Source organism: Jatrophihabitans sp. (assembly GCA_036399055.1).
Lineage (GTDB): Bacteria > Actinomycetota > Actinomycetes > Mycobacteriales > Jatrophihabitantaceae > Jatrophihabitans_A.
Window position 1 is genome coordinate 44,540 of record DASWNX010000004.1, and the last position, 20,889, is coordinate 65,428.

Genomic DNA, 20,889 nt, shown 5'->3' on the forward strand with positions numbered 1-20,889 from the left:
AAAGGTAGTGCCGTTCAGCCTGATTTCCCTGATGGTCTGCGTATTCGGCATCACGACCGGCGAGTTCGTCATCGCCGGCATCCTGCCGGATGTCGCGAGTGACCTGGCGGTGTCGATTCCCGAAGCTGGCCTTCTGGTCACCGCCTATGCGATCGGCATGATCTTCGGCGGTCCGCCGCTGACCGCGCTGACCGCACGCTACCCGCGCAGGCCGCTGATCCTGGTGCTGCTCGTGATCACGGTCATCGGCAACATCGCGTCGGCCTACGCGCCGACCTACGAACTGCTGTTCGCCGCGCGGATCATCACCGCCCTGGTCACATCGACGCTCTTCGCCAATGCGATCGTCATCGCGGTATCCACGGCGTCAGCGGGCAAAGAGGCCTCGACGGTGTCGAAACTGGTGTTCGGCATGAACCTCGCGATGGTGCTCGGCGCGCCGCTCGGCACCTTCATCGGCCATCAGTTCGGCTGGCGCGCGACATTCCTGGCCGTGGCGATCGTCTGCGCGCTAGGCCTGGTGCTCGCCGCGAAGTTCGTGCCCGCGGTCGCGAATGCCGGCGGCTCGGCGACCGCCGAGCTCACGGTCTTCCGCAACCGCAACGTGCAGCTGGCGATCCTGGTGACCGCTGTAGCGAACGCCGGCCTGCTGATGGTGTTCACCTACTTCTCGCCGCTGCTCACCGATGTCACCGGGTTCGCGGCGGGCACGGTCGCAAGCATGCTGCTCGTGTACGGCGTCGGCGCTGCGGTCGGCAACTTCGCCGGTGGCTGGCTTGCCGACCGGGCCCTGATGCCTTCGCAGATCGCCCTGCTGTCGTTGCTCACGGTCGCGTTGGTGGGCATGTGGGCCGCCAGTGGCAGCGCGATCATCACCGGCGTGATGGTGTTCGTGGTCGGCGCGCTCGGTTTCTCGGTGATCCCCGGCATGCAGGCCCGCGTGATGAGCACCGCCTCCGGGGCGCCGACGCTCGCCATTGCGGTGAATGCGTCGGCCTACCAGCTGGCCGCGGCGTTCGCCGGCTGGCTCGGCGGCCGGGTGATTGACGGGCCGGGTCTGAAGTCGGTCTACCTGGTGGCCGCAGGCGTGACCGTCGCGGGCATCTTGGTCAGTCTCTTCGCCTGGCACCGGGACCGTGTCGACGTCGGCAGTGCCGAGGAGGTCTCGATGTCACAATCGAACTCGGGAGGAACGTGATGGAGCGAGACCTCGCGCTGGTGGATGGTGACTGGGTCGAGCGTCACCTCAACGTACCCGGCGTGGTGTTGGTCGAGACCGGCAACGAGGACACCGAGTATGTGAAGGGCCACCCGCCCGGCGCGCTGTGGATCGGGTGGGAGGAGTTCCAGGACGACCTGCGACTCGGCGTCCTCGGACCGGATCGCTTCAGCGACCTGTTGTCCGCGAAGGGCATCGGCCAGGACGACACAGTGGTGCTGTACTCGTCGACCAACAACCTGCTCGCCGCGCTGGCGTACTGGTACTTCACGTTGTACGGGCACCGGTCGGTGCGGCTGCTCGACGGCGGCCGCACGCGGTGGGAGCTCGACAACCGTTCACTGTCGACGGAGGTGCCGTCGCGGCCGCCGACCAGCTATCGGGTGGCCGCGCTAGAGCTGTCCGTGCGGGCGACGAGGGACGACGTGCTCGCCGCGATCGGGAGCGAGAACATCCTCGACGTCCGCGCGCCGGAGGAGTACTCCGGCCAGATCTTCGCGCCCGGTTTCGCGGGGGAGGCCTTCGCGCCCGGCAACAACCCGCACGAGGTGGCGCAACGATCCGGGCACGTGCCGGGAGCGCTGAACCGGCCATGGGAGGCCGTCGTCAACGACGATGGCACGTTCAAGACCGAGGGGGAACTCGCCGAGCTCTTCGCCGACCTGGACTCGAATGTCGGCTCGATCACCTACTGCTGGGTCGGCGCGCGGTCAGCGCACACCTGGTTCGTGCTGCGCGAGCTGCTGGGCTGGCCAGAGGTCCGCAACTACGACGGTTCGTGGGCCGAGTACGGATCGCTGCTCGGCGTTCCGGTGGAACGCACCTTCCAGGCGACGAAGTGACAAGGCCGCAGGGCAAGGTGGCACGATGTACCGGTCGTCGGTCGGGGCGAGCGAGGAGATGACGACGTACTTCAACTCGCTGCACCCGCTGGGGCGCATCGCGACCGTAACCGAGGCGGCGTCGGCGGTGGCCTACCTGGCAGGTGACGACGCGGCGTTCTTCACCGGATCCGTGCTGGCCATGGACGGCGGATGGGCGGCGCAATGACCCTCATCACCGAGCCGACCCTGCTACCGATCGTCGGCGGGGACCTGGAAGTTCCCTTGGTGACCGGGGAATCCGTGCCGTACGCCAATCTCGACTACGCGGCGAGCACGCCCGCGCTGGCTGAGGTGCGGCACGAGATGGACCGGTTCCTGCCCTGGTATAGCAGTGTGCACCGGGGCGCGGGCTACGCGTCTCAGGTGTCGACGCGGGTTTACGAGCAGGCGCGGAGGGTGCTGCGGAGGTTCGTCGGCGCCGGACCGGACAGCACCGTCCTGTTCACCCGAAACACGACCGACGCGCTCAACCTGCTCGGCCGGGCGATGCCCGAGGGCACCACAGTGTTCCGGTTCTCCACCGACCATCACGCCGCGTTGCTGCCGTGGCGTGGTGCGCGGGTGTGCCGGCTCAGCGTCCCGGCGAGCCCCGGAGACGCCGTGCGCGCGCTGGCCCGTGCGCTTGCGGCCGCGCACCAAGGGCCGAAACTCGTGGTCCTGACCGGGGCCTCGAACGTCACCGGTGAGCTGTGGCCGGTGGCCGAGCTTGCCGAGGTCGCGCGGCTCTTTGGTGCCCGCACGGTGCTCGACGCGGCCCAGCTGGCCGCGCATCGGCCCCTCTACCTGGACGGGTGGGCCGTGGACTGGGTGGCGTTGTCGGGACACAAGCTCTACGCGCCGTTTGGCGCCGGCGCCTTGGTCGGCTCGGCCGACTGGCTAGACACCGCCGCGCCGTACCTCGCGGGCGGTGGCGCGACGGCACTGGTCACCGAGCTCGCGGGAGGCGAGAGCGTGACCTGGTCGGACCTGCCGCATCGACACGAGGGTGGCTCGCCGAACGTCGTTGGCGCGCACGCTATGGCGCAGGGCTGCGAGGTGCTGGGCAAGCTGGGCTGGGACGCGCTGATCGACCATGAAACCGCGGTGGCCGAGCGGCTGCGTGACGGGCTCGCGGCGATTCCCGGTGTTCGGCAGCTCCGCCTGTGGGAGCCGGAACACCCGAAGACCGGAGTGGTGCCCTTCACCGTGGCCGGGCTCGACCAGCAGCTGGTCGCGACGGCGCTGGCCGCCGAGCATGGCATCGGAATCCGCGACGGCGCGTTCTGCGCACACCAGCTGGTGAACTCGCTGCTCACGGGCCCCGGCCTCGACGAGCACGACCGCGCGCTGCGGGCGAGCGTCGGCGTCGGCACGACCTTCACGCACGTCGACAGGCTGGTTGACGGGCTGAAATCGCTGGTGCGGGAAGGTCCACAGTGGACGTATGAACGACGGGCCGGTGCCTGGGTCCCGGTGCCCGATCCCCGCCCGGCTCCGGCGTTCCTGGAGCAGTTGTGACCGCTCGCCGGTTCGGCGTGATGCTCTACCCGGACCAGCCGGTCGAGGTGCTCGTTGAGCGCGCGCTGTGGTTGGAGCAGCTGGGGTTCGACCAGGTCTATCTGCCCGACCACAGCGGTGATCTGAGGGACCGCCGCGGCACCTGGCACGACAGCTGGCTGGTGCTGGCGGCCATCGCGGTGGCCACGTCACGGGTAAGGCTCGGCACGATGGTGGCCAACCAGATCCTGCGGCCGCCCGCCCAGCTCGCGCAACAGGCGATGACGCTCGACCATCTGTCGGCGGGACGGCTGGATCTGGGTATCGGCGCCGGGATTTTCAGCTGGGATCACCACAGCGTGGGCGGACACCCGTGGGAGCCGAAGGAACGCCTGCAGCGATTCGCCGACTACGTGGCTATCGCCGACGGACTGCTGCGCGCCGACGAACCAATGTTCAGCTTCGCGGGGCCGCGGTTGTGGGTGCAAGAGGTCGCGACCGCACCGGGATGCGTGCAGTCGCCGCGCCCGCCAATCATCCTCGGCGGCCAGTCGCCGACCGTGCTGCGCACCGCCGCCGCGCTCGCACAGGGTTGGAACACTCACGGACCGCCCGGCGCATCCGCCGAGGACACGCTGGACGCGACCGCGCGGCAGAACCGGCGGCTGACCGAACTTGCCCGGTTGGCCGGACGGGATCCAGCGGCGATCCGCCGTGGGTACACGATTTTCAGGTCGTGGGATCCAAAGATGGGGAAGCACACCTATGAGGAGGTGTTCTATCGCTTCGGGGAGATTGGGGTGTCGGACTTCGTCCTCGACTGGCCGGGCGACACGCACCTGGAGGAGTTCGCGCGCGTCGCGACGGAGGTGATTCCCCCACTGCGTGAGTAGTGCACGCCAATGGGGAGAGGCGCCCGTCAAGCGGGCACGATCGCGCTACCGGCGGTTCGCGGTGGCCCAGCCGAATGAGGTTGGCAGTCCGACTTCACTCATTACCGGGTCACACACCCGACCAGCCCGCCACCTCGCCGAGTCGCAGGCGCTGCTCGACACCTTCGTCCAGCTCTGCCACCACCACCGGCCGCCCCGGTCCCTGCCTCACCGCGCGATCCCGGCCACCTCCTCTACCACTCGCCCCAAACCGATCCTGTCCCAGCAGCAAGAATCATGACATCCACGACCGCGTGAAGTCCGTGCCATCGACGCTGCCAGCAGCGGCGAACTTGTCCCAGGCCCCACCCGCAACTACACCAAGGTTCAAAGACACAACTGAAACTAGGATCCGTGGGTTCAGCTGCTGACGACGTACCAAAACATCACGATGTGCCCCCGGCAGGATTCGAGCCTGCGACCGGAGTTCGCCGTCTCCATACTTCGATGTGCCCCCGGCAGGATTCGAACCTGCGACGCCCGGCTTAGGAGTCCGGCGCTCTATCCCCTGAGCTACGAGGGCGGGGTCCGCTGCTGCCCGGACGGCCGGGAGTAACGGTCTTGCCTGGTCGAAGTCTAGGGCACCGTTGTTGTCAGCTCGGCGGCGAGGCGCTGGGGGCGGGAGAGGACGCGGCCTCGCCAGCCCCGATTCCGCGGCTAGACACCCGGCCAGAAACCGGCGCTCCAGGTGGTCCCGGCCAGACGGCTCTGACCGCTCACCGACGGGTGGAAGTAGTCGATCCTCGACACGTCCGAGGCCGTGAACTGGTAGTTGAAGGTGGCTAGGTTGTCCCACTTGCAGTTGACGTACTGGGCGCAGACGCTGGCCAGGGCGGCGTTGTCGTTCTTCTCCTGGGTCAGCACGGCCTGCCGGTCGGCCTCGGTGTTCGAGCTGGACAGCATCGACTGGCAGATCCCGAACGAGGACCAGGCGTTGCGGGCTGAGGAGTTGGTGTGCAGCACCGCCCACAGCTGGTAGATGTTCGGGATCGAGCTGACGAACACCTGCGAGTTCGGCCGGGCGGCGAAGAAGTTGCCGAGCGCGGTCTGGAACTGGCTCTGCAGCGTCGCGGTCGGCGTCATGGTGGCCCGGCTCGAGGTGCAGACGTCGTTGGCGCCCATCATCACCGTCACGTATTGCGCGCCCTGGCTCGCCGCGGTCTTCATCTGGGCGTCCAGCGCGGCCATCTTGGCCCCGGTCTTGGCGTCGTTGAACACGTTGCCGCTGATCTGCGGGTTGGCCGCGAGGATCCGCTGGTAGTGGCTGGTCACGGTGCTGGTGCCCGTCGACCAGGAGTACTGCGGGCAGTCGGACAGGAAGCATCCGCTGGTGGTGGCGTTGAACGACCGGGTGATCGAGTCGCCTGTGGAGGCCATCGAGTTCGGCAAGGCCACGCTGGCGGTCACCGCTGCCGGCGCGGCTGAGGCTGCCTGCGCGGCTGAGGCGGACGCGGCCGGCGCCAGCGACGCGAACACGGTCGCGGTGACCGCGGCCAGGGCGAGCAAGGGCACGAGCAGCAGGCGACGCATCGGGGCAAGCCTCCAGGGCAGGGAAGTACACGGACCGGCAGAACGCCGACGAGAACAGGAACGGCGAAACAGACAACAGAACCAAATCACTTCGATCCTGAGGGACGCTCGACCTGGCGTCAACTCGACCGCGACCGGCGACCCGATCCCGGCGACCCGATCTCGGTGCCCCGACCTCGGTGCCCCGACCTCGGTGCCCCTACTTCTTCTGGCGGCGACTGCCCCCGTGCCAGTCCTCCTGGACGCCGACCTCGTCGGGCTCGACCCCGAGCGCTCGCAGTTGCGGAAGCTCCCGCAGGCTCCGCTTGAGCTCGGCGAAGCCGGGGAAGCTCGCCAGGCCCACCACGTTGTCCCACAGGCTCACCGCCTGCTCCTCGCTGGGCAACCGGCTGATCACCGGCCCGAAGAACGCGATGCCCTCCGGCGGCTGGAAGTGCAGGATCGGGGTGCCCACGTCCTTGCCGGTCAGCGCCAGCGCCTCGTCGGTCTCGGCCCTGATCTCCGGGTCGAAGGCGGTGTCTTCCAGGGCGTCGGCGAGCTCAAGGGGAAGCCCCACCTCGGCGAGGATCGGCTCGACGTAGGCCCGGCTGGCTGTGTAGTCGGTGCGGTCGTCTGAGATCCGGGGCGCGGAGTCGAAGACCTTGGCGCCCATGGCGGCGTACAGCGGGCCCAGGCACTCGCGCCCGTGCTCGGCGCGGGCCCGGGCGGCCACCCGCAGCATCCTGAGGCCGGCCTGGTGACCGGACTCGTATCCCGGCGGGAAGTGGCTGTCGTAGTCGACGTCGGCGTTGATCATCCGCAGTGAGATGAAGCGCCAGTCGACCTTGTACTCGCGCTGGGCAGCCACCATCCGCACCCATTTGCTGGTCATCCAGGCGAACGGGCAGACCGGGTCGAAGTAGAAGTTGAGATCGAAGTCGCTCATCGCTCGAGGCTACCGAGCGATGAGCGATCTTCCCTCAGCGCGCCAGGAAGTCCAGCAGCGCGGTGTTGAACTGCTCGGCGTGAGTGACGTTGATGCCGTGCGGGCCGCCCTCGATGAGCACCAGGGTGCTGTCCTTGACGGTCTCGTGGGTGCGCCGGCCGCTGACCTCGAACGGCACGATCGCGTCAGAGTCGCCGTGGATCACCAGCGTCGGCACGCTCACCTTGGCCAGGTCGTCCCGGAAGTCGGTGCGGCCCCAGGCGGTGATGCAGGCCAGGGTGCCCTTGGGCGAGGCGAACGCGGCGATGTCGCGGTTGTAGAGCCGCTGCGGCTCGCTGACCAGCAGGTGGTCCCCGGCGCTGAAGAAGGTGGTGGTGAAGGTGTCCAGGAACGCGATCCGGTCCGAGATCACCCCGCCCTCGAACTGCGCGATGGTGGCGTCGTCCAGGCCGCCCTCGGGGTTGTCCTCGCTCTTGTAGAGGTAGGGCGGCACCGCGGAGGCGAACACCGCGCCGGCGATCCGGTCCGTTCCGTAGGTGGCGATGTAGCGGGCGACCTCGCCGCCGCCCATCGAGAAGCCGACCAGGGTGACCTCGCGCAGGTCGAGGTGGCGCAGCAGCGCGTCAAGATCGGCCGCGAACGTGTCGTAGTCGTAACCGGTCCACGGCTGGGACGAGGCGCCGAACCCGCGCCGGTCATAGGTGATGACCCGGTGCCCGCCCGCCACCAGCGGAAAGACCTGGTTCTCCCAGGAACGCCCTGACAGCGGCCAGCCGTGGATCAACACCACTGGCTTGCCGCTGCCGAAGTCCTCGTAGTGCAGCTTCACCGACACGCTGTTCTCGGTGGCTACCTCGACTGTTGCCATCTGACTTCCTCCCCCGAAGAGTCCATGTGACCTGCTCATTCAGTTGTACTCGACGCGCGGGTGGGGAAACCAGGTCATCGTCGCCGGGGTTGGTCAGACTGGGAGCATGGTTGACGACGGAGACGAGGACGCTGTGATGACGAGCTATGTGGCGCTGCTGGCCGGCGTCAACCTCGGCGCGAGCACGACCCTTCCGATGGCCGAGCTGCGCCAGGTCTTCACCGGCCTCGGGTTCGCCCAGGTGCGGACCTACATACAGAGCGGCAATGTGATCTTCGGAGCGCCGGCCCAGGACGAGCGGCGGCTGATCAGCGATCTCCAGGCCGCGATCGAGCGGGACCTGGGCAAGCAGGTGACCGTCCTGCTGCGCACCGGTCCGGAGCTGGCCGCCGTGCTGTCGGCCAATCCCTTCACAGACCGCCAGGACGACCCGACCAAGCTGCTGGTCACCTTTCTGGCCGAGAAGCCGCCCGCGGACCGGGTCGCCAAGCTCGTCCCGCCGCCAGGTGAGACCGGTGAGCTGGCGCTGGTGGGCCGCGAGGTCTTCGTGAACGTGCCAGACGGCTATGGGCGCAGCAAGCTGAGCAATGCCTTCGTGGCCAAGGCGCTCGGCGTCCCGGCCACCACCCGCAACTGGAGGTCGGTGGCCAAGCTGTGCGAGCTGGCAGCCGCTGCCGGCTGAGCCTCGACCCGTCTCACCATTCGGGTTGAGGCCGGACGCGTCTCACCAGTCGGGGCTGAGGCTCGACCCATCTCACCAGTCGGGCTGAGGCCGGACGCGCCTCACCAGTCGCGCTGAGGCTCGACGCGTCACCAGGCGGCGGGGGCGTAGTCCTTGAGGAAGACGCCGCAGATGTCCTCGCCCAGCTCGCCCCGCACGATCGGGTCATAGACCCGGGCGGCGCCGTCGACGAGGTCCAGCGGCGCGTGGAAGCCCTCGTCGGCCAGCCGCATCTTGGTCGGATGCGGCCGCTCGTCGGTGATCCAGCCGGTGTCGACGCTGGTCATCAGGATGCCGTCGCTGAGCATCTCCTTGGCCGACGTCCGGGTCAGCATGTTCAACGCGGCCTTGGCCATGTTGGTGTGCGGGTGGCCCGGGCCCTTGTAGCCACGGGCGAACTGGCCCTCCATGGCCGAGACGTTGACGACGTACTTGCGCCGGGCGGGCGCCGCCGCCATCGCCGGGCGCAGCCTGCTGACCAGCAGGAACGGCGCGGTCATGTTGCACAGCTGCACCTCGAGCATCTCCAGCGGGTCGACCTCGTGCACCCGCTGGGTCCAGCTGTTCACCGAGTGCAGATCGGGCACCAGGCCGCCGGCGTCGATGGCGGTGCGGGAGGCGATCCGGTCGGCAGAGGCCGAACCCGCGGTCAGCGCCAGCGACGTCAACTCGGCCCCGATCAGATGCGCCACCGGGTGCTGGGCCAGCGATCCGGCCAGCGCGGCCGGATGGGCGTCGCTGGTGTGGTCGAAGCTCACCAGCTCCGGCAGCGGACCGTCGGGCAGCGGCGCTGACTCGGCGTCAGCCAGCGGGGCGTACGAGCCGGGGGAGCGCCGGACGGTCTGGGCGGCGTTGTTGATCAGGATGTCCAGCGGGCCCTGCTCGATCACCGAGTCGGCCAGCGCGATCACCTGGGCCGGGTCGCGCAGGTCGATGCCGACGATGCGCAGCCGGTGCAGCCAGTCGGCGCTGTCGTCCATCGCGGTGAACCGGCGCACCGCGTCGTTGGGGAACCTGGTGGTGATGGTGGTGTGCGCGCCGTCGCGCAGCAGCCGCAGCGCGATGTACATGCCGATCTTGGCGCGGCCGCCGGTGAGCAGCGCCCGCCGGCCGGACAGGTCGGTCCGGGCCTCGCGCCGCGCCCGGTTCAAGGCGGCGCAGGACGGGCACAGCTGGTGGTAGAAGGCGTCGACCTGCTGGTACTTGGTCTTGCAGATGTAACAGGCCCGCGGCGTGATCAGGGTGCCGGCCGAGGCGCCTGCCACGGCCGACACCAGCGCGATGCCCTGGGTCTCGTCGTCGATCCGGTTCGGCGAGCCAGTGGCCGTGGCGCCGATCACCGCCCGGTCGGCGGTGGCGATGGCGTCGCGCTTCTCGGCTCGGCGGTGCTTCTTGACCGACTTGAACATCTGCGCGGTCGCCCGCCGGACGGCGACGTGGTCGGGGTGATCCTGCGGCACCTGGTGCAACTCCTCGAGCACAGCCAGGCAGACCGCCAGCCGGTCCGGGTCGATTCCCGTGCGCTGACCCGGCGCGGTCCCGCCGCGCTGCGGGTGCTCGATGGCCGTCATTCGGGTGCCGCTCCGCCTCTGTTTGGCTCCGGGGGCCGAACCGGCCCGGGCTAGTTTACGGCCAGCCTCGCGGCTGACGCCCCGTGGCGGTGTGGCAAGAGATCGGCCCGTCCCACGCGGTGGGTGGGCAGCGGGTGGGCAGCGGGTGGGCAGCGGATGGCTCCTGGCGTCGGCTTGGGCGCGGTCGGTCGCTGGCGACGCAGGCGCCGGCGCGCATGGCTAGGCTGGCGGTCGTGGAATTGACCCATGTGGATGCCAGCGGCGCCGCCCGGATGGTGGACGTCTCGGCCAAGCAGGTCAGCGTGCGAGAGGCGAGCGCCTCCGGTGTCTTCAGGACGACGGCCGAGGTGATCGGTCTGCTCCGCGCCGACGGCCTGCCCAAGGGCGACGCGTTGGCGGTCGCCCGGATCGCCGGGATCGCCGCGGCCAAGCGCACGCCGGACCTGATCCCGCTGTGTCATCCGGTGGCCATTCACGGCGTGACGGTGGACCTCGAACTCGGCGTCGACTGCGTTCAGATCACCGCCACGGTGCGCACAGCTGACCGGACCGGTGTGGAGATGGAGGCGCTGACCTCGGTGGTCACGGCTGGTTTGGCCTTGTACGACATGGTCAAAGCCGTCGACCGGGCGGCGGTGCTGACCGACGTCAGGCTGGAGCGCAAGGCCGGCGGCCGGCGCGGCGACTGGGACCGGGACTCGCGATGACCGCCTCGATCGGCGCCGCGGTGATCACCTGCTCGAACCGGTCGGCCGCGGGCGAGCGCCCGGACGACTCGGGCCGGCTGCTGGCCGAGACGCTGCGGGAGTGGGGCTATGACGTGCTGGCCAAACTGGTGGTGCCCGATGACATCGGGTTGATCCAGAAGGCGTTGCGGCAGGTGCTGGCCGACGGCGCCCGGCTGGTGCTGACCACCGGCGGAACCGGCCTGAGCCCGACCGATGTCACGCCGGAGGCGGTCAGCCCGATGATCGAGCGGGACATTCCGGGGATCGCCGAGCGGATCCGGTCGGCGAATGTCGACCAGGTGCCGACCTCGGTGCTCTCACGGGGGGTGGCCGGCTTGATCGGCGACGCGTTGGTGGTGACCCTGCCGGGCTCGCCCGGCGGGGTCCGGGACGGGTTGGCGGTGCTGCGGCCGCTGGTGGGTCACCTGCTGGATCAGGTGGCCGGGGGAGATCACCGTCCAGGAGGCGGGGTATGAAGGTCCGGATCGCCGAGATCACCGAGTCCCCGCTCGATGTGGCTGCCCATTCGGCCGCGACCCAGGACGCCGCCGCTGGCGCCGATGTGAGCTTCTGCGGGGTCGTTCGCGATCACGACGGCGGCCGGACGGTGCTGGAGTTGGAGTACACCTCCCATCCCAGCGCCGAGGGCGTCCTGCGCCAGGTCGCGGAAGAGATCGCCGCCGACCCGGCGGTGCTCGCGGTGGCGGTCAGCCACCGGATCGGAATCCTGAAAATCGGGGACGTGGCGCTGGCCGCGTCGGTGACCGCGGCGCACCGCGGGGAGGCCTTTGCCAGTTGCCAGCGGCTGGTGGACGAGGTGAAGGCACGGCTGCCGATCTGGAAGCGGCAGGTCTTCGCCGACGGCACCGACGAATGGGTCAACTGCCCCTGACTTGTGGGCCGGCGCTCAGCCGCCGGCGAACGGCCAGCGCTCAGCCGCCGGCGAACGGCCTGCTCAGCGCCGGGCCCGCGGCCCCGCTCAGCCGCCGGCGAACGGCGGGAGGATGTCCACCACCGTCCCGGCGACCAGCGGCACATCGTCGCGGCTGGGCCGGACCTCGTCGACCAACACCGAACTCGCCGCGATGACCTGAGCCAGCCCGGGACGAGCCTCCAACTGGGCCAGCAGCTCGGCGAGGGTGCCGGCGGACAGCACTTCTGAGGCCAGGCCGGCCGCCCGGCGGGCGCCTGCCCAATACCGGACGGTGACCTGGGACTGCATCAGATCTTCGGCTTGTCCTCGGGTGTCTCATCGATGCGCGGCGACGTGCCCAGGACCGGGTCGGGATCGGAGATCGAGCCCGCCGGCGGCGTCGGCGAGATCACCGGCTCGGTGGGGAGCACGACCGGTGAGACCGGCTCGCTGAGCACCGTGTCAGGCCCGGTGACCACCGTCGGGCTGGTCGGGGCGCCGGCCGTGCCGGTTGCGGAGGACTTGTCCCCGACCTTCTGCGCGGTCTGGTGCACAACGCCCTGCACCTTGTCGATGTGCCCGGTGTAACGGCCCTTGGTGGCCTTGTCGAGGCTGCCGGCCGCCTTGTCGAGCTTCTGAGACACGGCGGGGGCGGCCTTGCTCGCCAGCTCGGTGGCCTTCTCCTTGGCCTGTCCAGCCATGGGGGCGGCCTTCTCCTTGGCCTGCTGAGCCATGGGACCGGCCTTCTCCTTGGCCTGCTGAGCCATCGGCCCGGCCTTCTCCTTCGCCTGGTCCGCGATCTTCTTCAACTTGTCCAACATTGGATTGGCCTCCTCGTGATGTTCAGAACAGAACGGGCACACTGATGGGGTGGCCGAGTCGAAGCACAGTCAGCAACCCCCCGAGCCCTCTGACAGCGAAACACTTCACGCTCCATCATTGCCTTCGGCAGGCCCTGCCCGCCAGCCGGGGGAGGATCTGACGCCCCAGCGCTCCACCGATGAGCATGATCTCGGCTGGGGCGACGGCCCGGCTGAGTACGGCGACGACTGGTACCTGGCCGAGCGCCCGCCCCACCACGGCTGAACCGCCGCTGAGCTGCAGGCCTCAGAGGTGAGGACGCTGCGGCGTCGGCCCCGCGGTGCCCTCCGGCGGCCTGGCGCCGAGCGCGTCCCGGATCTCGCGAAGCAGCAAGGTGGCCTCGGGCACCGCCTCGGGCTCGGGGGTCAGCCCGCTGGCCCGAAGCTGCTGGACCCTGGTCATCGGCACCACGAATATCAGGTACACCACGGCCGCGGTCATCAGGAACACGATGATCGAGCTGATGATCGCCGAGAAGTCGATGGTGGTCTTGGGCGCCAGCGCCCCGCCTCGGATAGCGAAACTGAGCCCGTTCACCGACAGGCCCGGCAACGCGTTGAGCACCGGTGTGATGATCGAGGAGACCAAGGAGTCGACGACCTTGGCGAAAGCGGAGCCGATCACCACTGCGATCGCCAGCTCGACGATATTGCCCCGCATCACGAAATCGCGGAAACCCTTGAGCATGCCCACCCCTCTCAGGAGAGGCCCCGAACGCACCGGTGTCCCACGCGTCGCACGGCCTCATGACGGAGGCACCAGGCTAGCGAGGAACTGCCCCGCCGGACGGTCTGCCAACCGGGCCGCGGTGGCACGGTCGGCGGCGATCACCAGGCTGGCGCCTCCGCTGTCACCGGCCCGCTCAGGCGAGGGCGGCAGGACGGCAAGCACCCGCAGACCCGTGCCCAACCGGCGCCCGCCGCCCGACGGCGACGGGCTGCCCCCGATGAGCGCTGTGTCTGCGTCGGCGGCGTACAGGTCGATCAGGGCGCCGGCGTGCAGGATGGCTGCCTGGTCGCCGCCGGCCAGGCCGATGGTCAGGGCGACCTGGCCCGGCGCCAGGGCGGCTGAGATGCCGGTGTCGAGCAATCGGGCGGCGGTGAGTGGCTCGCCGCGGCTCATGGCCGCGCCCACGGTGTGGCCGAGCGCGTCGGAGAGCCGGCGCACCGCGGCGGCCGGCACGGCCTCTTCCGGCCAGAGCGCTGTCGCCAGGTCTGCCGCCGTCAGCACCGTGCCCGGTGGCAACGGCTTGGACGTGACCAGCACCGGAGAACGGTGCTCGTGGCTAGGCGCGGCAGGCGAGGCCAGCGCTGACAGCGCGGCCACTGCGAGGCAGAGCAATGCCGCGACTCGGCGGGGCCAGCCCGCCAGAGCTGAGAGGAGGCCGGCTGACCGGAGCCGGGACGCGGCGATGACCATGACCTGAGCGTGGTCCGCCGCGCCTCTCCAGGACAGCCACCTGGGTCAATCTGTGGACAACTCCCCGCCGTCCACAGCCGGTGACGGCTGAGGCGAGAGCGTGCTCAGCTGGCGACGGACGCGGCCGGTTTGGCGGACTCGGTCTTGCCCTTGGAAGACGACTCTGCTGAACCCTTGCCCGAGCCCGAGGACCCCGAGCCCGAGGACTCAGCAGACTTGGCCGAGCCCGAGCCGGACTCGCTCTTGGCCGCATCGGCCTTGCCGGTGTCCTTGCCGCCGTTGCCGTTCTTCGCCGCGCCGTCGGAGTCGGACTTGGCGCTGGCCCCGGTCTTGGCGGCCTCACGACTGTCGTTGCGGTAGAAGCCGGACCCCTTGAACACCACGCCCACCGAGCTGTACACCTTGCGGACCCGCTCGCTGCAGTCCGGGCACTCGCTGACAGCGGGGTCGGTGAAGGCCTGAACCCGCTCGAAGCGCAGGCCGCACTGGTCGCTGGTACAGGCGTATTGGTACGTCGGCATGGGTGTCAGGACTCCTTTTCGCATCGTGCGGTGTTCGACGGACTTAGCACTCTCGTCCGGTGACTGCTAACAATGGTGCGGCATGGACCGCTCTGCCGTCCACTCGGCCCCCGCGTGCGCTGCTCAACCGCCGGTCAGGTCACGCCAGCCGTCCGGCGTCACGACCGAGCCGACCGGCAGATCCCAGCTGTCGACGGGGACCTCGGGCAGCAGCTCGTCGCTGTAGAGCAGCGCGGCCACCGGCGTGCCGGGCTTCACCCTGGCCAGCGCCCGGTCATAGGAGCCGCCGCCCCGGCCGAGCCGGCGCCCGGCCAGATCGACCGCGAACGCCGGAACGATCACCAGCGCGGCGGCGGCGATGGCGTCCAGGCCCAGACGCGGCCCGGGCTTGCCGGTGGGGTTCCACCCGGTCCAGTCCAGGTCGCGGTCGGCCAGCGTGACCGGCACGATCAACCGGTGGCCGTCCTCGGCCAGCGCGGCCAGCAGCTCGGTCGAGCCGGGCTCGGTGCGCAGGGGCTCGTAGGCGGCGATCAGGCTGCCCGGCTGGACCCGCCCGGCCCGGCAACCTGCCAGCACGTGGGCGCGGATCGCGGCCCGGTCATCAGAGCGCTCCTGCTCGCCGCGCTGGGCCCGGGCCGCCGCGACGGCCGAGCGCAGCGCGGTCTTGTCGGTCACCTGACTAGTCTCGCTGTTATGAGTTCCGACGCGCAGATCCGACCCGCTGACTCGACTGGGCGGCGCGCCCGCAAGGCAGTCATTCCGGCAGCCGGCCTCGGCACCCGATTCGCCCCGGCGACCAAGGTGGTGCCCAAGGAGCTGCTGCCGGTGGTGGACGTGCCGGCGCTTGAATACATCGTCGCCGAGGCGGCCCGGGAGGGGCTGGCCGACGTCCTCATCATCACCGGCCGGGGCAAGTCGGCCATCGAGGACCACTTCGACGCCGCTCCGGAGATCGAGGACGCCCTGGAGCGCAAGGGTGACAAGCACCGCTTGGCCCGCATCCGCCGCTCGACCGACCTCGCGCGAATGCACTACACCCGCCAGCGTGAGGCTCGCGGTCTCGGCGACGCGGTGTCCTACGCCGAGGCGTTCGTGGGCGATGAGTCGTTCGCGGTGCTGCTGGGCGATGACATCATCGACGAGCGGGACGTGCTGCTGGCCCGGATGCTGGACGTGCAGGCCGAGACCGGTGGCATCGTGGTGGGCCTGATCGAGGTCGAGGGCCGGTTCATCTCGCTCTACGGCAGCATCAAGCCGGCCGGCGAGGTCGTCGACGGCGTGATCGAGATCGAGACGCTGATCGAGAAGCCGAAGCCTGAGGAAGCGCTGTCCAACCTGGCTGTGATCGGGCGGTACGTGCTGCCGCCGGGAATCTTCGACGCCCTGCGCCGCACCGAATTGGGCGCGCGTGGCGAGCTGGAGCTGACCGACGCGATGCGGGTGCTGGGGCAGGATGGGGTGCCGATACACGGAGTCGTGTTCTCCGGGCGCCGCTACGACACCGGTGACCGGCAGGACTACCTGCGTGCGGTGGTGCGGCTGGCGTGTGAGCATCCTGAGCTGGGCGAGGACTTCTCCGGCTGGTTGGCAGAATTCGTCCGCACCCTGAAGTAGCAGGTGTCAGCACTCTCTGGACCGCATGCACCGGCCCCCGCACCGCCGCCCGAGCCGTAGGAGCGCACCGAAGTGAGCGACAGCAGCAGCGATTGGCCGACCGAGACCATCCCGGTGGCGCCGCCGGCAGAGGCTGCCGACGCCGGGCAGCAGCCCTCGCCGCCTGCCGTCGCGAGCCGGCCGGTCCTGCGCCCGGTGGCCGAGCAGCTGGAGAAGGTGCTGGCGACGATCGGCTCGATCGACCCCATCCAGCTGGCGCTGCTGGACGCCCAGGGGCTGCTGCTGGCCGAGGAGGTGGTGGCCGACGCCCCGCTGCCCGGCTTCGACAACGCCGCGATGGACGGCTACGCGGTCCGCGCGGTGGACCTGCGGCAGGCCAGTGAGGCCGAGCCGGTCTCGCTGCCGGTCGTCGGCGACGTGCTGGCCGGCGCCCGGTCGGTGTCTGGAATGGGGCCGGGGCTGTGCATGCGGATCATGACCGGAGCGCCGATTCCGCCGGGCGCGGACGCCGTCATCCCGCTCGAGCACACCGACCGCGGGGTGGCCCGGGTGCAGATCAACCGCCCGGTGCGCAGCGGCGAGTGCGTGCGGCGGGCCGGTGAAGACCTGGCCGCGGGCGCGCTGGCGCTGGCGCCTGGGGCGGTCCTGGGGCCCCAGCAGATCGCGCTGCTCGCCGCGGTGGGGCACGACCGGGTGATGGTGCAGCCGCGTCCCCGGGTGGTGGTGATCTCGACCGGCTCGGAGCTGGTGGACGTCGGCAAGCAGGCCGGGTTCGGCGAGGTGTCGGACTCCAACTCCTACATGCTGGCGGCCGCGGCCCGCGACGCCGGCGCCGACGCCTACCGGGTCGGCATCATCCCTGACGACCACGCCCGCCTGCTCGACGTGCTGGACTCCCAGCTGCTGCGCGCGGACCTGATCATCACCTCGGGCGGGGTGAGCATGGGCGCCTTCGACATCGTCAAGGAGGCCCTCAGCCAGCTCGGCACGGTCGAGTTCACCGATGTCGCGATGCAGCCGGGCTCGCCGCAGGGCTTCGGCACGCTGGGCCGCGAGCGCACGCCGATCTTCTGCCTGCCGGGCAACCCGGTGTCGGCGCTGGTGTCCTTCGAGGTGTTCGTCCGTCCGGCCATCCGCAAGCTGCTGGGCAAGCGCAACGTGCACCGGCAGAGCATCCAGGCGATGGCGCTGGAGCGCATGGACAGCCCCGAGGGCAAGCGGCAGTTCCGCCGGGGCCTGCTGCACCGCGAGCCGGACGGGCGGTACTCGGTGTCGCTGGTCGGGGGCGCCGGCTCGCATCTGGTCGCCGCGCTGGCCGCGTCGAACTGCCTGGTCGTCATCGATGAGGACGTGACCGAGGTGGTTCCGGGTTCGCGGGTGACAGTTCAGCCGCTGATGCTCGCCCAGCGCTGAGATGTCGCAGCTGCATCCGGGTTGGCCGGCGGTGCTGACCGCCGGACCCGTGACGCTGCGACCGCTGCGCCGGCGCGACGGCGGAGCCTGGAGCCGCAGCCGGATGGCCAACGCCGAATGGCTGGCGAGGTGGGAGCCGACCTCAAGCCAGTCCTGGCACAGCCGCAACTCGGTCGCCGAGTACCACCGGGCGCTGTCACGGCTGCGCTCGGCGGCAAGGCTCGGGACGATGCTGCCGTTCGCGATCGTCTACGGCGACCGGCTGGTCGGCCAGCTGAACGTGTCCAACGTGGTACGCGGAGCGCTTCGCTCGTGCAGCGTCGGCTACTGGATCGACTCCTCGGTGGCCGGCCGCGGGATCACGCCGACCGCCTTGGCGCTGGCCATCGACCACTGCCTGACCGAGGCCCTGCTGCACCGGGTCGAGGTGAACATCCGGCCCGAGAACCACGCCAGCATCCGGGTGGTGGAGAAGCTCAGCCTGCGCCAGGAGGGCTACCACGAGCGGTTCCTCAACATCGACGGCGGCTGGCGCGACCACCTGTGCTTCGCCATCACCACGGAGGAGATTCAGACCGGCACCACCCTGTCCCGGCTGAGCGGCCTGCCGGTGCCGCCGGGCTGAGCTGGACTGAGCGGCCTGAGCCGCTGAGCTGCCTGAGCTGCCTGAGCTGCCTGAGCTGCCTGAGATTCTGCCTTCTTCCGAACCATAAAGCGGCACTTGACATTGACACCCGGCGCGCCTGCGGACATCGGGCGAAGCGGCGTCTTAGCGTTGCCTGCATAGCTGGGACAGGTGTGACAGGAGATGGTGGATGATTTCGCCGACGATGACGGTGCTGGTGCTGGCCGTCCTCTGGCTGATCGTCCTGGTACCGATGCTCGTCAAGCGCAAGGACGACCGCGCCGGCGAGCGCTCGGTCGCCCGGTTCGGCGGCGCGATGCGGGCGCTGGCCAGCCACGGCCCCCTCGCTGACACCACCCGGTCGGCCGCGGCTGAGGACCGAGCCGGCCGCCGACCAGCCAGCCACGCTCAAGTGTTCATCCCTGGGGGCCCGTTGCGGCCGCAGGTTCCACCCGCGGGCCGCCGTCCGGTGCCCGCCGCCCTGGAGGCAGTTATGTACCCCGACCAGATCGCCAAGGCCGACATGTCCGACGCTCGCCGTCAGATGATGGCTCGCCGCCAGCGGTCACTAGCCATCCTCACGGCCGGGACGGTCATCGGACTGCTGTGGGTGCTGATAGCCGGCGGCGCGCTGGCCTGGACTCTCACCTTCGTCTTCACGGCCTCGCTGGCCAGCTACCTGCTGTTCCTGCGCAACCAGGCTCTGCATGACCGGGCACGTCGGGAGCAGCGCCAGCAGCGGTCCGGCCTGGCCAAGCCCCGGGGGTATGACGCGACCGAGCAGCTTCCCTACCGAGCCGACGCCGAGACCGTAGTCCGGATCGACGATGAGGACGTGCAGCTGCGCGGAGCCGCCGACACCGTGGACCTCACCGGCCTCTACGTCGAGGAGCAGTTCGACGAGCGGTCGATGCGCCGGGCAGTCTGACGGCGCTGCCGCGATCGCGCAGGGCAGTCGACGGCGCCGCCCGGTGAGGTCGGTCGAATTGGCAGGCTGGTAATCTTCGGTCTTGGTTGGGGGCTGTGGCGCAGTCCGGTAGCGCACCTCGTTCGCATCGAGGGGGCCAGGGGTTCGAATCCCCTCAGCTCCACCACACAAGCCCGGATTCTCGGGGATGACGTATCTCCGGCTTAGGCGGAAGGTGCGGCTTGACCCCCAGTTGACCCTCGAACTGGTCGTCACGGCACGGCACTCCCCGAGTCGCCTGGGATCCGAACGGCACGAATTTGGGGCTACTCCGCTTCGAGCGATGAGGGGCGAGTGGTCAGGAGCGAGGGCCTTCTGGCCCCGATTTGTTATAAATTCGTGACCCCGGGTCTGGCACTAACGGTCACCCTTCCTGACCTGCCCTTATGAAGGCCACGAGAAGCGGCCGGCCGAAGGGACATCGTCATGAGAGCTCAGCCAACCCCGAGTGATGTAGCCAACATCGTCGAGCTCCCACCCGGAAAGCAGTCGGGAGGGGCCCCTCGGGCAACGCCATGCTGGGCGGTTCGCAGCGTGCGGTGTTGCCGGCCGTCCTGGACGTGCCGCAGGCAGCACGCCTGCTCGGAATCGGTCGAACGCTCGCCTACGAACTTGTGCGCACCGATCAGTGGCCCACACCTGTCCTGCGCATAGGCCGTCTCATCAGGATTCCATCTCGACCCCTGATCGAACTGGTCTCGACCGGGTACCCAACCAATACCGCCGACGGTTGACTCGACCGAGGGCGATGAACGCTGCAGCCCGACACGCGCTGACCAGGTGTCGAAGCCCGTGAGCCATCCGAGCCGGGGACGTTGGCCGCGTCGAAGCAGGGGGAGGTCGGGGCCGCCTCTCACGGGTGTGGGGCGGCCTCGACCCGCACCGACCCGTTCACCGATGCCGCACGAGGCGGCTGGCCGGTGGACGCGTCCTCCGGGCAGCCGGTCTATCGGCTGGAGGAGTGGTGGGTGAGTGTGGTCGCGGCTCACGCGGGAGCCGGTGCGTCCACGGTCGCGCTGGCGATCGCCGATGCGGCCGCCGCAGTGGGCAGGGGAGCGCACCTTGTCGAGACGGCTCATCCAACCCGGTCCGGCCTGGTCGCCGTAGCCGATGCCGAACTGGGCGTCGACCCGAGCGGGGCGTGGCGGCTCGGTAGTCGCGGCCGCGTAACTATCCACCAGCGGGCGAGCGACGACAGCCTGACCGGCTGGCCCGCGCTGGCTGCCTCGGATGACGGCCTGGTCGTCATCGACCTTGGCTCACCGATGTCCGACAGCCTGACCCGGCTCTCCACCGGCGGTTGGCCCACGGTGGTCGTGTGTCGCCCGACCGTGCCAGGAGTGCGGCTGGTCGAGCAGGTCCTCAACGCGGTCACCGGCCCGGTGATCGTCGCGTCCGTAGGCGCCGCCAGGTGGCCCGGCGAGGTGAGCGCCAGCCTCGGTCCCCGGCTGCGGGCACTGCGCGGGGGTAACGCCGTCGTGACCGTGCCTACCGTTCGCCGGCTCGAGGTCACCGGTCTGACTAGCTCCCCCTTACCGAAGCCGGTCGCTGCCGTTGGCCGGGCGCTGCTGGAACTGCTAGACGCCACCCACTCAGGCGACACGACCGCGTCGGCGCAGTCGGCGCCGCTAATGAAAGGAACCGAGTGACGACTGCGATGAGCGACGTGCTCGCGACGAAGCTTCTAGTGGTGATGGCGGCG

General features: G+C 69.8%; 25 protein-coding genes and 2 tRNA genes. 16 read left to right on the forward strand and 11 right to left on the reverse strand.

Going from position 1 to position 20,889, the window contains the following annotated elements:
* Positions 1–7 precede the first annotated feature (7 nt).
* Genes VGB75_01155 through VGB75_01175 form a run of 5 tightly spaced genes read left to right on the forward strand, consistent with a single transcriptional unit; the run spans position 8 to position 4,472 of the window.
* Positions 8–1,198, forward strand: a complete 1,191-nt coding sequence (locus VGB75_01155; protein ID HEY0165625.1) for an MFS transporter — start codon at positions 8–10, stop codon at positions 1,196–1,198.
* Positions 1,198–2,061 carry a sulfurtransferase gene (locus VGB75_01160; protein ID HEY0165626.1) on the forward strand — a complete coding sequence of 288 codons (864 nt, stop codon included), beginning with the start codon at positions 1,198–1,200 and terminating at the stop codon, positions 2,059–2,061. Before VGB75_01155 ends, VGB75_01160 begins: the two co-directional genes overlap by 1 nt.
* Positions 2,062–2,086: 25 nt before the next feature.
* Positions 2,087–2,269: an SDR family oxidoreductase gene (locus VGB75_01165; protein ID HEY0165627.1), complete on the forward strand. Its 183-nt coding sequence runs from the start codon at positions 2,087–2,089 to the stop codon at positions 2,267–2,269.
* Positions 2,266–3,600 carry an aminotransferase class V-fold PLP-dependent enzyme gene (locus VGB75_01170; protein HEY0165628.1) on the forward strand — a complete coding sequence of 445 codons (1,335 nt, stop codon included), beginning with the start codon at positions 2,266–2,268 and terminating at the stop codon, positions 3,598–3,600. The genes VGB75_01165 and VGB75_01170 overlap by 4 nt, the downstream gene beginning before the upstream one ends.
* A complete protein-coding gene (locus VGB75_01175) occupies positions 3,597–4,472 on the forward strand; it encodes an LLM class flavin-dependent oxidoreductase (GenBank protein ID HEY0165629.1) in 876 nt (291 codons plus the stop codon). The genes VGB75_01170 and VGB75_01175 overlap by 4 nt, the downstream gene beginning before the upstream one ends.
* 489 nt (positions 4,473–4,961) lie before the next feature.
* Here VGB75_01175 and VGB75_01180 read toward each other — a convergent pair.
* The 4 genes from VGB75_01180 to VGB75_01195 all read right to left on the reverse strand — a co-directional run bounded on the left by VGB75_01180 (position 4,962) and on the right by VGB75_01195 (position 7,834).
* Positions 4,962–5,034 (reverse strand) — tRNA-Arg (locus VGB75_01180).
* A 134-nt stretch (positions 5,035–5,168) separates the two neighbouring features.
* A complete protein-coding gene (locus VGB75_01185) occupies positions 5,169–6,041 on the reverse strand; it encodes a GDSL-type esterase/lipase family protein (protein ID HEY0165630.1) in 873 nt (290 codons plus the stop codon).
* Positions 6,042–6,240: 199 nt separating this feature from the next.
* Entirely contained in the window at positions 6,241–6,966 is a 726-nt protein-coding gene (locus VGB75_01190) for a hypothetical protein (protein HEY0165631.1), read from the reverse strand.
* A 34-nt stretch (positions 6,967–7,000) separates the two neighbouring features.
* Positions 7,001–7,834, reverse strand: coding sequence for an alpha/beta hydrolase (locus VGB75_01195; GenBank protein ID HEY0165632.1), 834 nt, complete (start codon positions 7,832–7,834; stop codon positions 7,001–7,003).
* Between the two features lie 106 nt (positions 7,835–7,940).
* Here VGB75_01195 and VGB75_01200 point away from each other — a divergent pair, with 106 nt between their 5' ends.
* Positions 7,941–8,516: a DUF1697 domain-containing protein gene (locus tag VGB75_01200; protein HEY0165633.1), complete on the forward strand. Its 576-nt coding sequence runs from the start codon at positions 7,941–7,943 to the stop codon at positions 8,514–8,516.
* A gap of 128 nt (positions 8,517–8,644) precedes the next feature.
* Here VGB75_01200 and VGB75_01205 read toward each other — a convergent pair whose 3' ends face one another.
* A complete protein-coding gene (locus VGB75_01205; protein ID HEY0165634.1) occupies positions 8,645–10,126 on the reverse strand; it encodes an SDR family NAD(P)-dependent oxidoreductase in 1,482 nt (493 codons plus the stop codon).
* Between the two features lie 233 nt (positions 10,127–10,359).
* On the opposite strand from VGB75_01205, the gene moaC reads away from it, so the two are divergent.
* From moaC to VGB75_01220, 3 genes are read left to right on the forward strand one after another with little or no spacing between them, the layout of a single operon-like run.
* Complete coding sequence (moaC, locus tag VGB75_01210) at positions 10,360–10,833, forward strand: cyclic pyranopterin monophosphate synthase MoaC (GenBank protein HEY0165635.1); 474 nt, start codon at positions 10,360–10,362, stop codon at positions 10,831–10,833.
* On the forward strand, positions 10,830–11,330 hold the full coding sequence (locus tag VGB75_01215; GenBank protein HEY0165636.1) for a molybdenum cofactor synthesis domain-containing protein: 501 nt from the start codon (positions 10,830–10,832) through the stop codon (positions 11,328–11,330). Before moaC ends, VGB75_01215 begins: the two co-directional genes overlap by 4 nt.
* Positions 11,327–11,746: a molybdenum cofactor biosynthesis protein MoaE gene (locus VGB75_01220; protein HEY0165637.1), complete on the forward strand. Its 420-nt coding sequence runs from the start codon at positions 11,327–11,329 to the stop codon at positions 11,744–11,746. The genes VGB75_01215 and VGB75_01220 overlap by 4 nt, the downstream gene beginning before the upstream one ends.
* A gap of 87 nt (positions 11,747–11,833) precedes the next feature.
* Here the strand turns inward: VGB75_01220 and VGB75_01225 are convergent, their stop codons facing one another.
* Both VGB75_01225 and VGB75_01230 read right to left on the reverse strand, forming a co-directional pair.
* Entirely contained in the window at positions 11,834–12,076 is a 243-nt protein-coding gene (locus VGB75_01225; protein ID HEY0165638.1) for a MoaD/ThiS family protein, read from the reverse strand.
* Positions 12,076–12,588, reverse strand: a complete 513-nt coding sequence (locus VGB75_01230) for an Rv0909 family putative TA system antitoxin (GenBank protein HEY0165639.1) — start codon at positions 12,586–12,588, stop codon at positions 12,076–12,078. Before VGB75_01230 ends, VGB75_01225 begins: the two co-directional genes overlap by 1 nt.
* Before the next feature lie 118 nt (positions 12,589–12,706).
* Here VGB75_01230 and VGB75_01235 point away from each other — a divergent pair, with 118 nt between their 5' ends.
* A complete protein-coding gene (locus VGB75_01235) occupies positions 12,707–12,853 on the forward strand; it encodes a hypothetical protein (protein HEY0165640.1) in 147 nt (48 codons plus the stop codon).
* 21 nt (positions 12,854–12,874) lie between these two features.
* Here VGB75_01235 and mscL read toward each other — a convergent pair whose 3' ends face one another.
* The 4 genes from mscL to VGB75_01255 all read right to left on the reverse strand — a co-directional run bounded on the left by mscL (position 12,875) and on the right by VGB75_01255 (position 15,243).
* The gene (mscL, locus tag VGB75_01240) at positions 12,875–13,315 is read right to left on the reverse strand and encodes a large conductance mechanosensitive channel protein MscL (protein HEY0165641.1); all 441 of its coding nucleotides are present in this window, start codon (positions 13,313–13,315) and stop codon (positions 12,875–12,877) included.
* Positions 13,316–13,372: 57 nt separating this feature from the next.
* Positions 13,373–14,047 (reverse strand): SAF domain-containing protein, encoded by a 675-nt coding sequence (locus tag VGB75_01245; protein ID HEY0165642.1) that lies wholly within the window; start codon positions 14,045–14,047, stop codon positions 13,373–13,375.
* Positions 14,048–14,151: 104 nt separating this feature from the next.
* On the reverse strand, positions 14,152–14,568 hold the full coding sequence (locus VGB75_01250) for an FmdB family zinc ribbon protein (protein ID HEY0165643.1): 417 nt from the start codon (positions 14,566–14,568) through the stop codon (positions 14,152–14,154).
* 123 nt (positions 14,569–14,691) lie between these two features.
* The gene (locus tag VGB75_01255; protein ID HEY0165644.1) at positions 14,692–15,243 is read right to left on the reverse strand and encodes a 5-formyltetrahydrofolate cyclo-ligase; all 552 of its coding nucleotides are present in this window, start codon (positions 15,241–15,243) and stop codon (positions 14,692–14,694) included.
* A gap of 18 nt (positions 15,244–15,261) precedes the next feature.
* Here VGB75_01255 and VGB75_01260 point away from each other — a divergent pair, with 18 nt between their 5' ends.
* The 6 genes from VGB75_01260 to VGB75_01285 all read left to right on the forward strand — a co-directional run bounded on the left by VGB75_01260 (position 15,262) and on the right by VGB75_01285 (position 20,836).
* Positions 15,262–16,182 carry a UTP--glucose-1-phosphate uridylyltransferase gene (locus VGB75_01260; protein ID HEY0165645.1) on the forward strand — a complete coding sequence of 307 codons (921 nt, stop codon included), beginning with the start codon at positions 15,262–15,264 and terminating at the stop codon, positions 16,180–16,182.
* Positions 16,183–16,254: 72 nt separating this feature from the next.
* Positions 16,255–17,595, forward strand: coding sequence for a gephyrin-like molybdotransferase Glp (gene glp / locus VGB75_01265; protein HEY0165646.1), 1,341 nt, complete (start codon positions 16,255–16,257; stop codon positions 17,593–17,595).
* A 1-nt stretch (position 17,596) separates the two neighbouring features.
* A complete protein-coding gene (locus tag VGB75_01270) occupies positions 17,597–18,220 on the forward strand; it encodes a GNAT family protein (protein HEY0165647.1) in 624 nt (207 codons plus the stop codon).
* 190 nt (positions 18,221–18,410) lie between these two features.
* Positions 18,411–19,148: a hypothetical protein gene (locus VGB75_01275; GenBank protein ID HEY0165648.1), complete on the forward strand. Its 738-nt coding sequence runs from the start codon at positions 18,411–18,413 to the stop codon at positions 19,146–19,148.
* Positions 19,149–19,237: 89 nt separating this feature from the next.
* Positions 19,238–19,314, forward strand: a tRNA-Ala gene (locus tag VGB75_01280).
* Between the two features lie 793 nt (positions 19,315–20,107).
* Entirely contained in the window at positions 20,108–20,836 is a 729-nt protein-coding gene (locus VGB75_01285) for a hypothetical protein (protein HEY0165649.1), read from the forward strand.
* Positions 20,837–20,889: the final 53 nt, after the last annotated feature.

Excerpts from the sequence above, each read along its gene's own strand:
- VGB75_01160 (HEY0165626.1), top strand. The coding sequence starts at position 1,198 with ATGGAGCGAGACCTCGCGCTGGTGGATGGTGACTGGGTCGAGCGTCAC.
- VGB75_01165 (HEY0165627.1), top strand. The coding sequence starts at position 2,087 with ATGTACCGGTCGTCGGTCGGGGCGAGCGAGGAGATGACGACGTACTTC.
- VGB75_01170 (HEY0165628.1), top strand. The coding sequence starts at position 2,266 with ATGACCCTCATCACCGAGCCGACCCTGCTACCGATCGTCGGCGGGGAC.
- VGB75_01185 (HEY0165630.1), bottom strand. The coding sequence starts at position 6,041 with ATGCGTCGCCTGCTGCTCGTGCCCTTGCTCGCCCTGGCCGCGGTCACC.
- VGB75_01190 (HEY0165631.1), bottom strand. The coding sequence starts at position 6,966 with ATGAGCGACTTCGATCTCAACTTCTACTTCGACCCGGTCTGCCCGTTC.
- VGB75_01195 (HEY0165632.1), bottom strand. The coding sequence starts at position 7,834 with ATGGCAACAGTCGAGGTAGCCACCGAGAACAGCGTGTCGGTGAAGCTG.
- VGB75_01200 (HEY0165633.1), top strand. The coding sequence starts at position 7,941 with ATGGTTGACGACGGAGACGAGGACGCTGTGATGACGAGCTATGTGGCG.
- VGB75_01205 (HEY0165634.1), bottom strand. The coding sequence starts at position 10,126 with ATGACGGCCATCGAGCACCCGCAGCGCGGCGGGACCGCGCCGGGTCAG.
- VGB75_01215 (HEY0165636.1), top strand. The coding sequence starts at position 10,830 with ATGACCGCCTCGATCGGCGCCGCGGTGATCACCTGCTCGAACCGGTCG.
- VGB75_01220 (HEY0165637.1), top strand. The coding sequence starts at position 11,327 with ATGAAGGTCCGGATCGCCGAGATCACCGAGTCCCCGCTCGATGTGGCT.
- VGB75_01225 (HEY0165638.1), bottom strand. The coding sequence starts at position 12,076 with ATGCAGTCCCAGGTCACCGTCCGGTATTGGGCAGGCGCCCGCCGGGCG.
- VGB75_01230 (HEY0165639.1), bottom strand. The coding sequence starts at position 12,588 with ATGTTGGACAAGTTGAAGAAGATCGCGGACCAGGCGAAGGAGAAGGCC.
- mscL (HEY0165641.1), bottom strand. The coding sequence starts at position 13,315 with ATGCTCAAGGGTTTCCGCGATTTCGTGATGCGGGGCAATATCGTCGAG.
- VGB75_01245 (HEY0165642.1), bottom strand. The coding sequence starts at position 14,047 with ATGGTCATCGCCGCGTCCCGGCTCCGGTCAGCCGGCCTCCTCTCAGCT.
- VGB75_01250 (HEY0165643.1), bottom strand. The coding sequence starts at position 14,568 with ATGCCGACGTACCAATACGCCTGTACCAGCGACCAGTGCGGCCTGCGC.
- VGB75_01260 (HEY0165645.1), top strand. The coding sequence starts at position 15,262 with ATGAGTTCCGACGCGCAGATCCGACCCGCTGACTCGACTGGGCGGCGC.
- VGB75_01270 (HEY0165647.1), top strand. The coding sequence starts at position 17,597 with ATGTCGCAGCTGCATCCGGGTTGGCCGGCGGTGCTGACCGCCGGACCC.
- VGB75_01275 (HEY0165648.1), top strand. The coding sequence starts at position 18,411 with ATGATTTCGCCGACGATGACGGTGCTGGTGCTGGCCGTCCTCTGGCTG.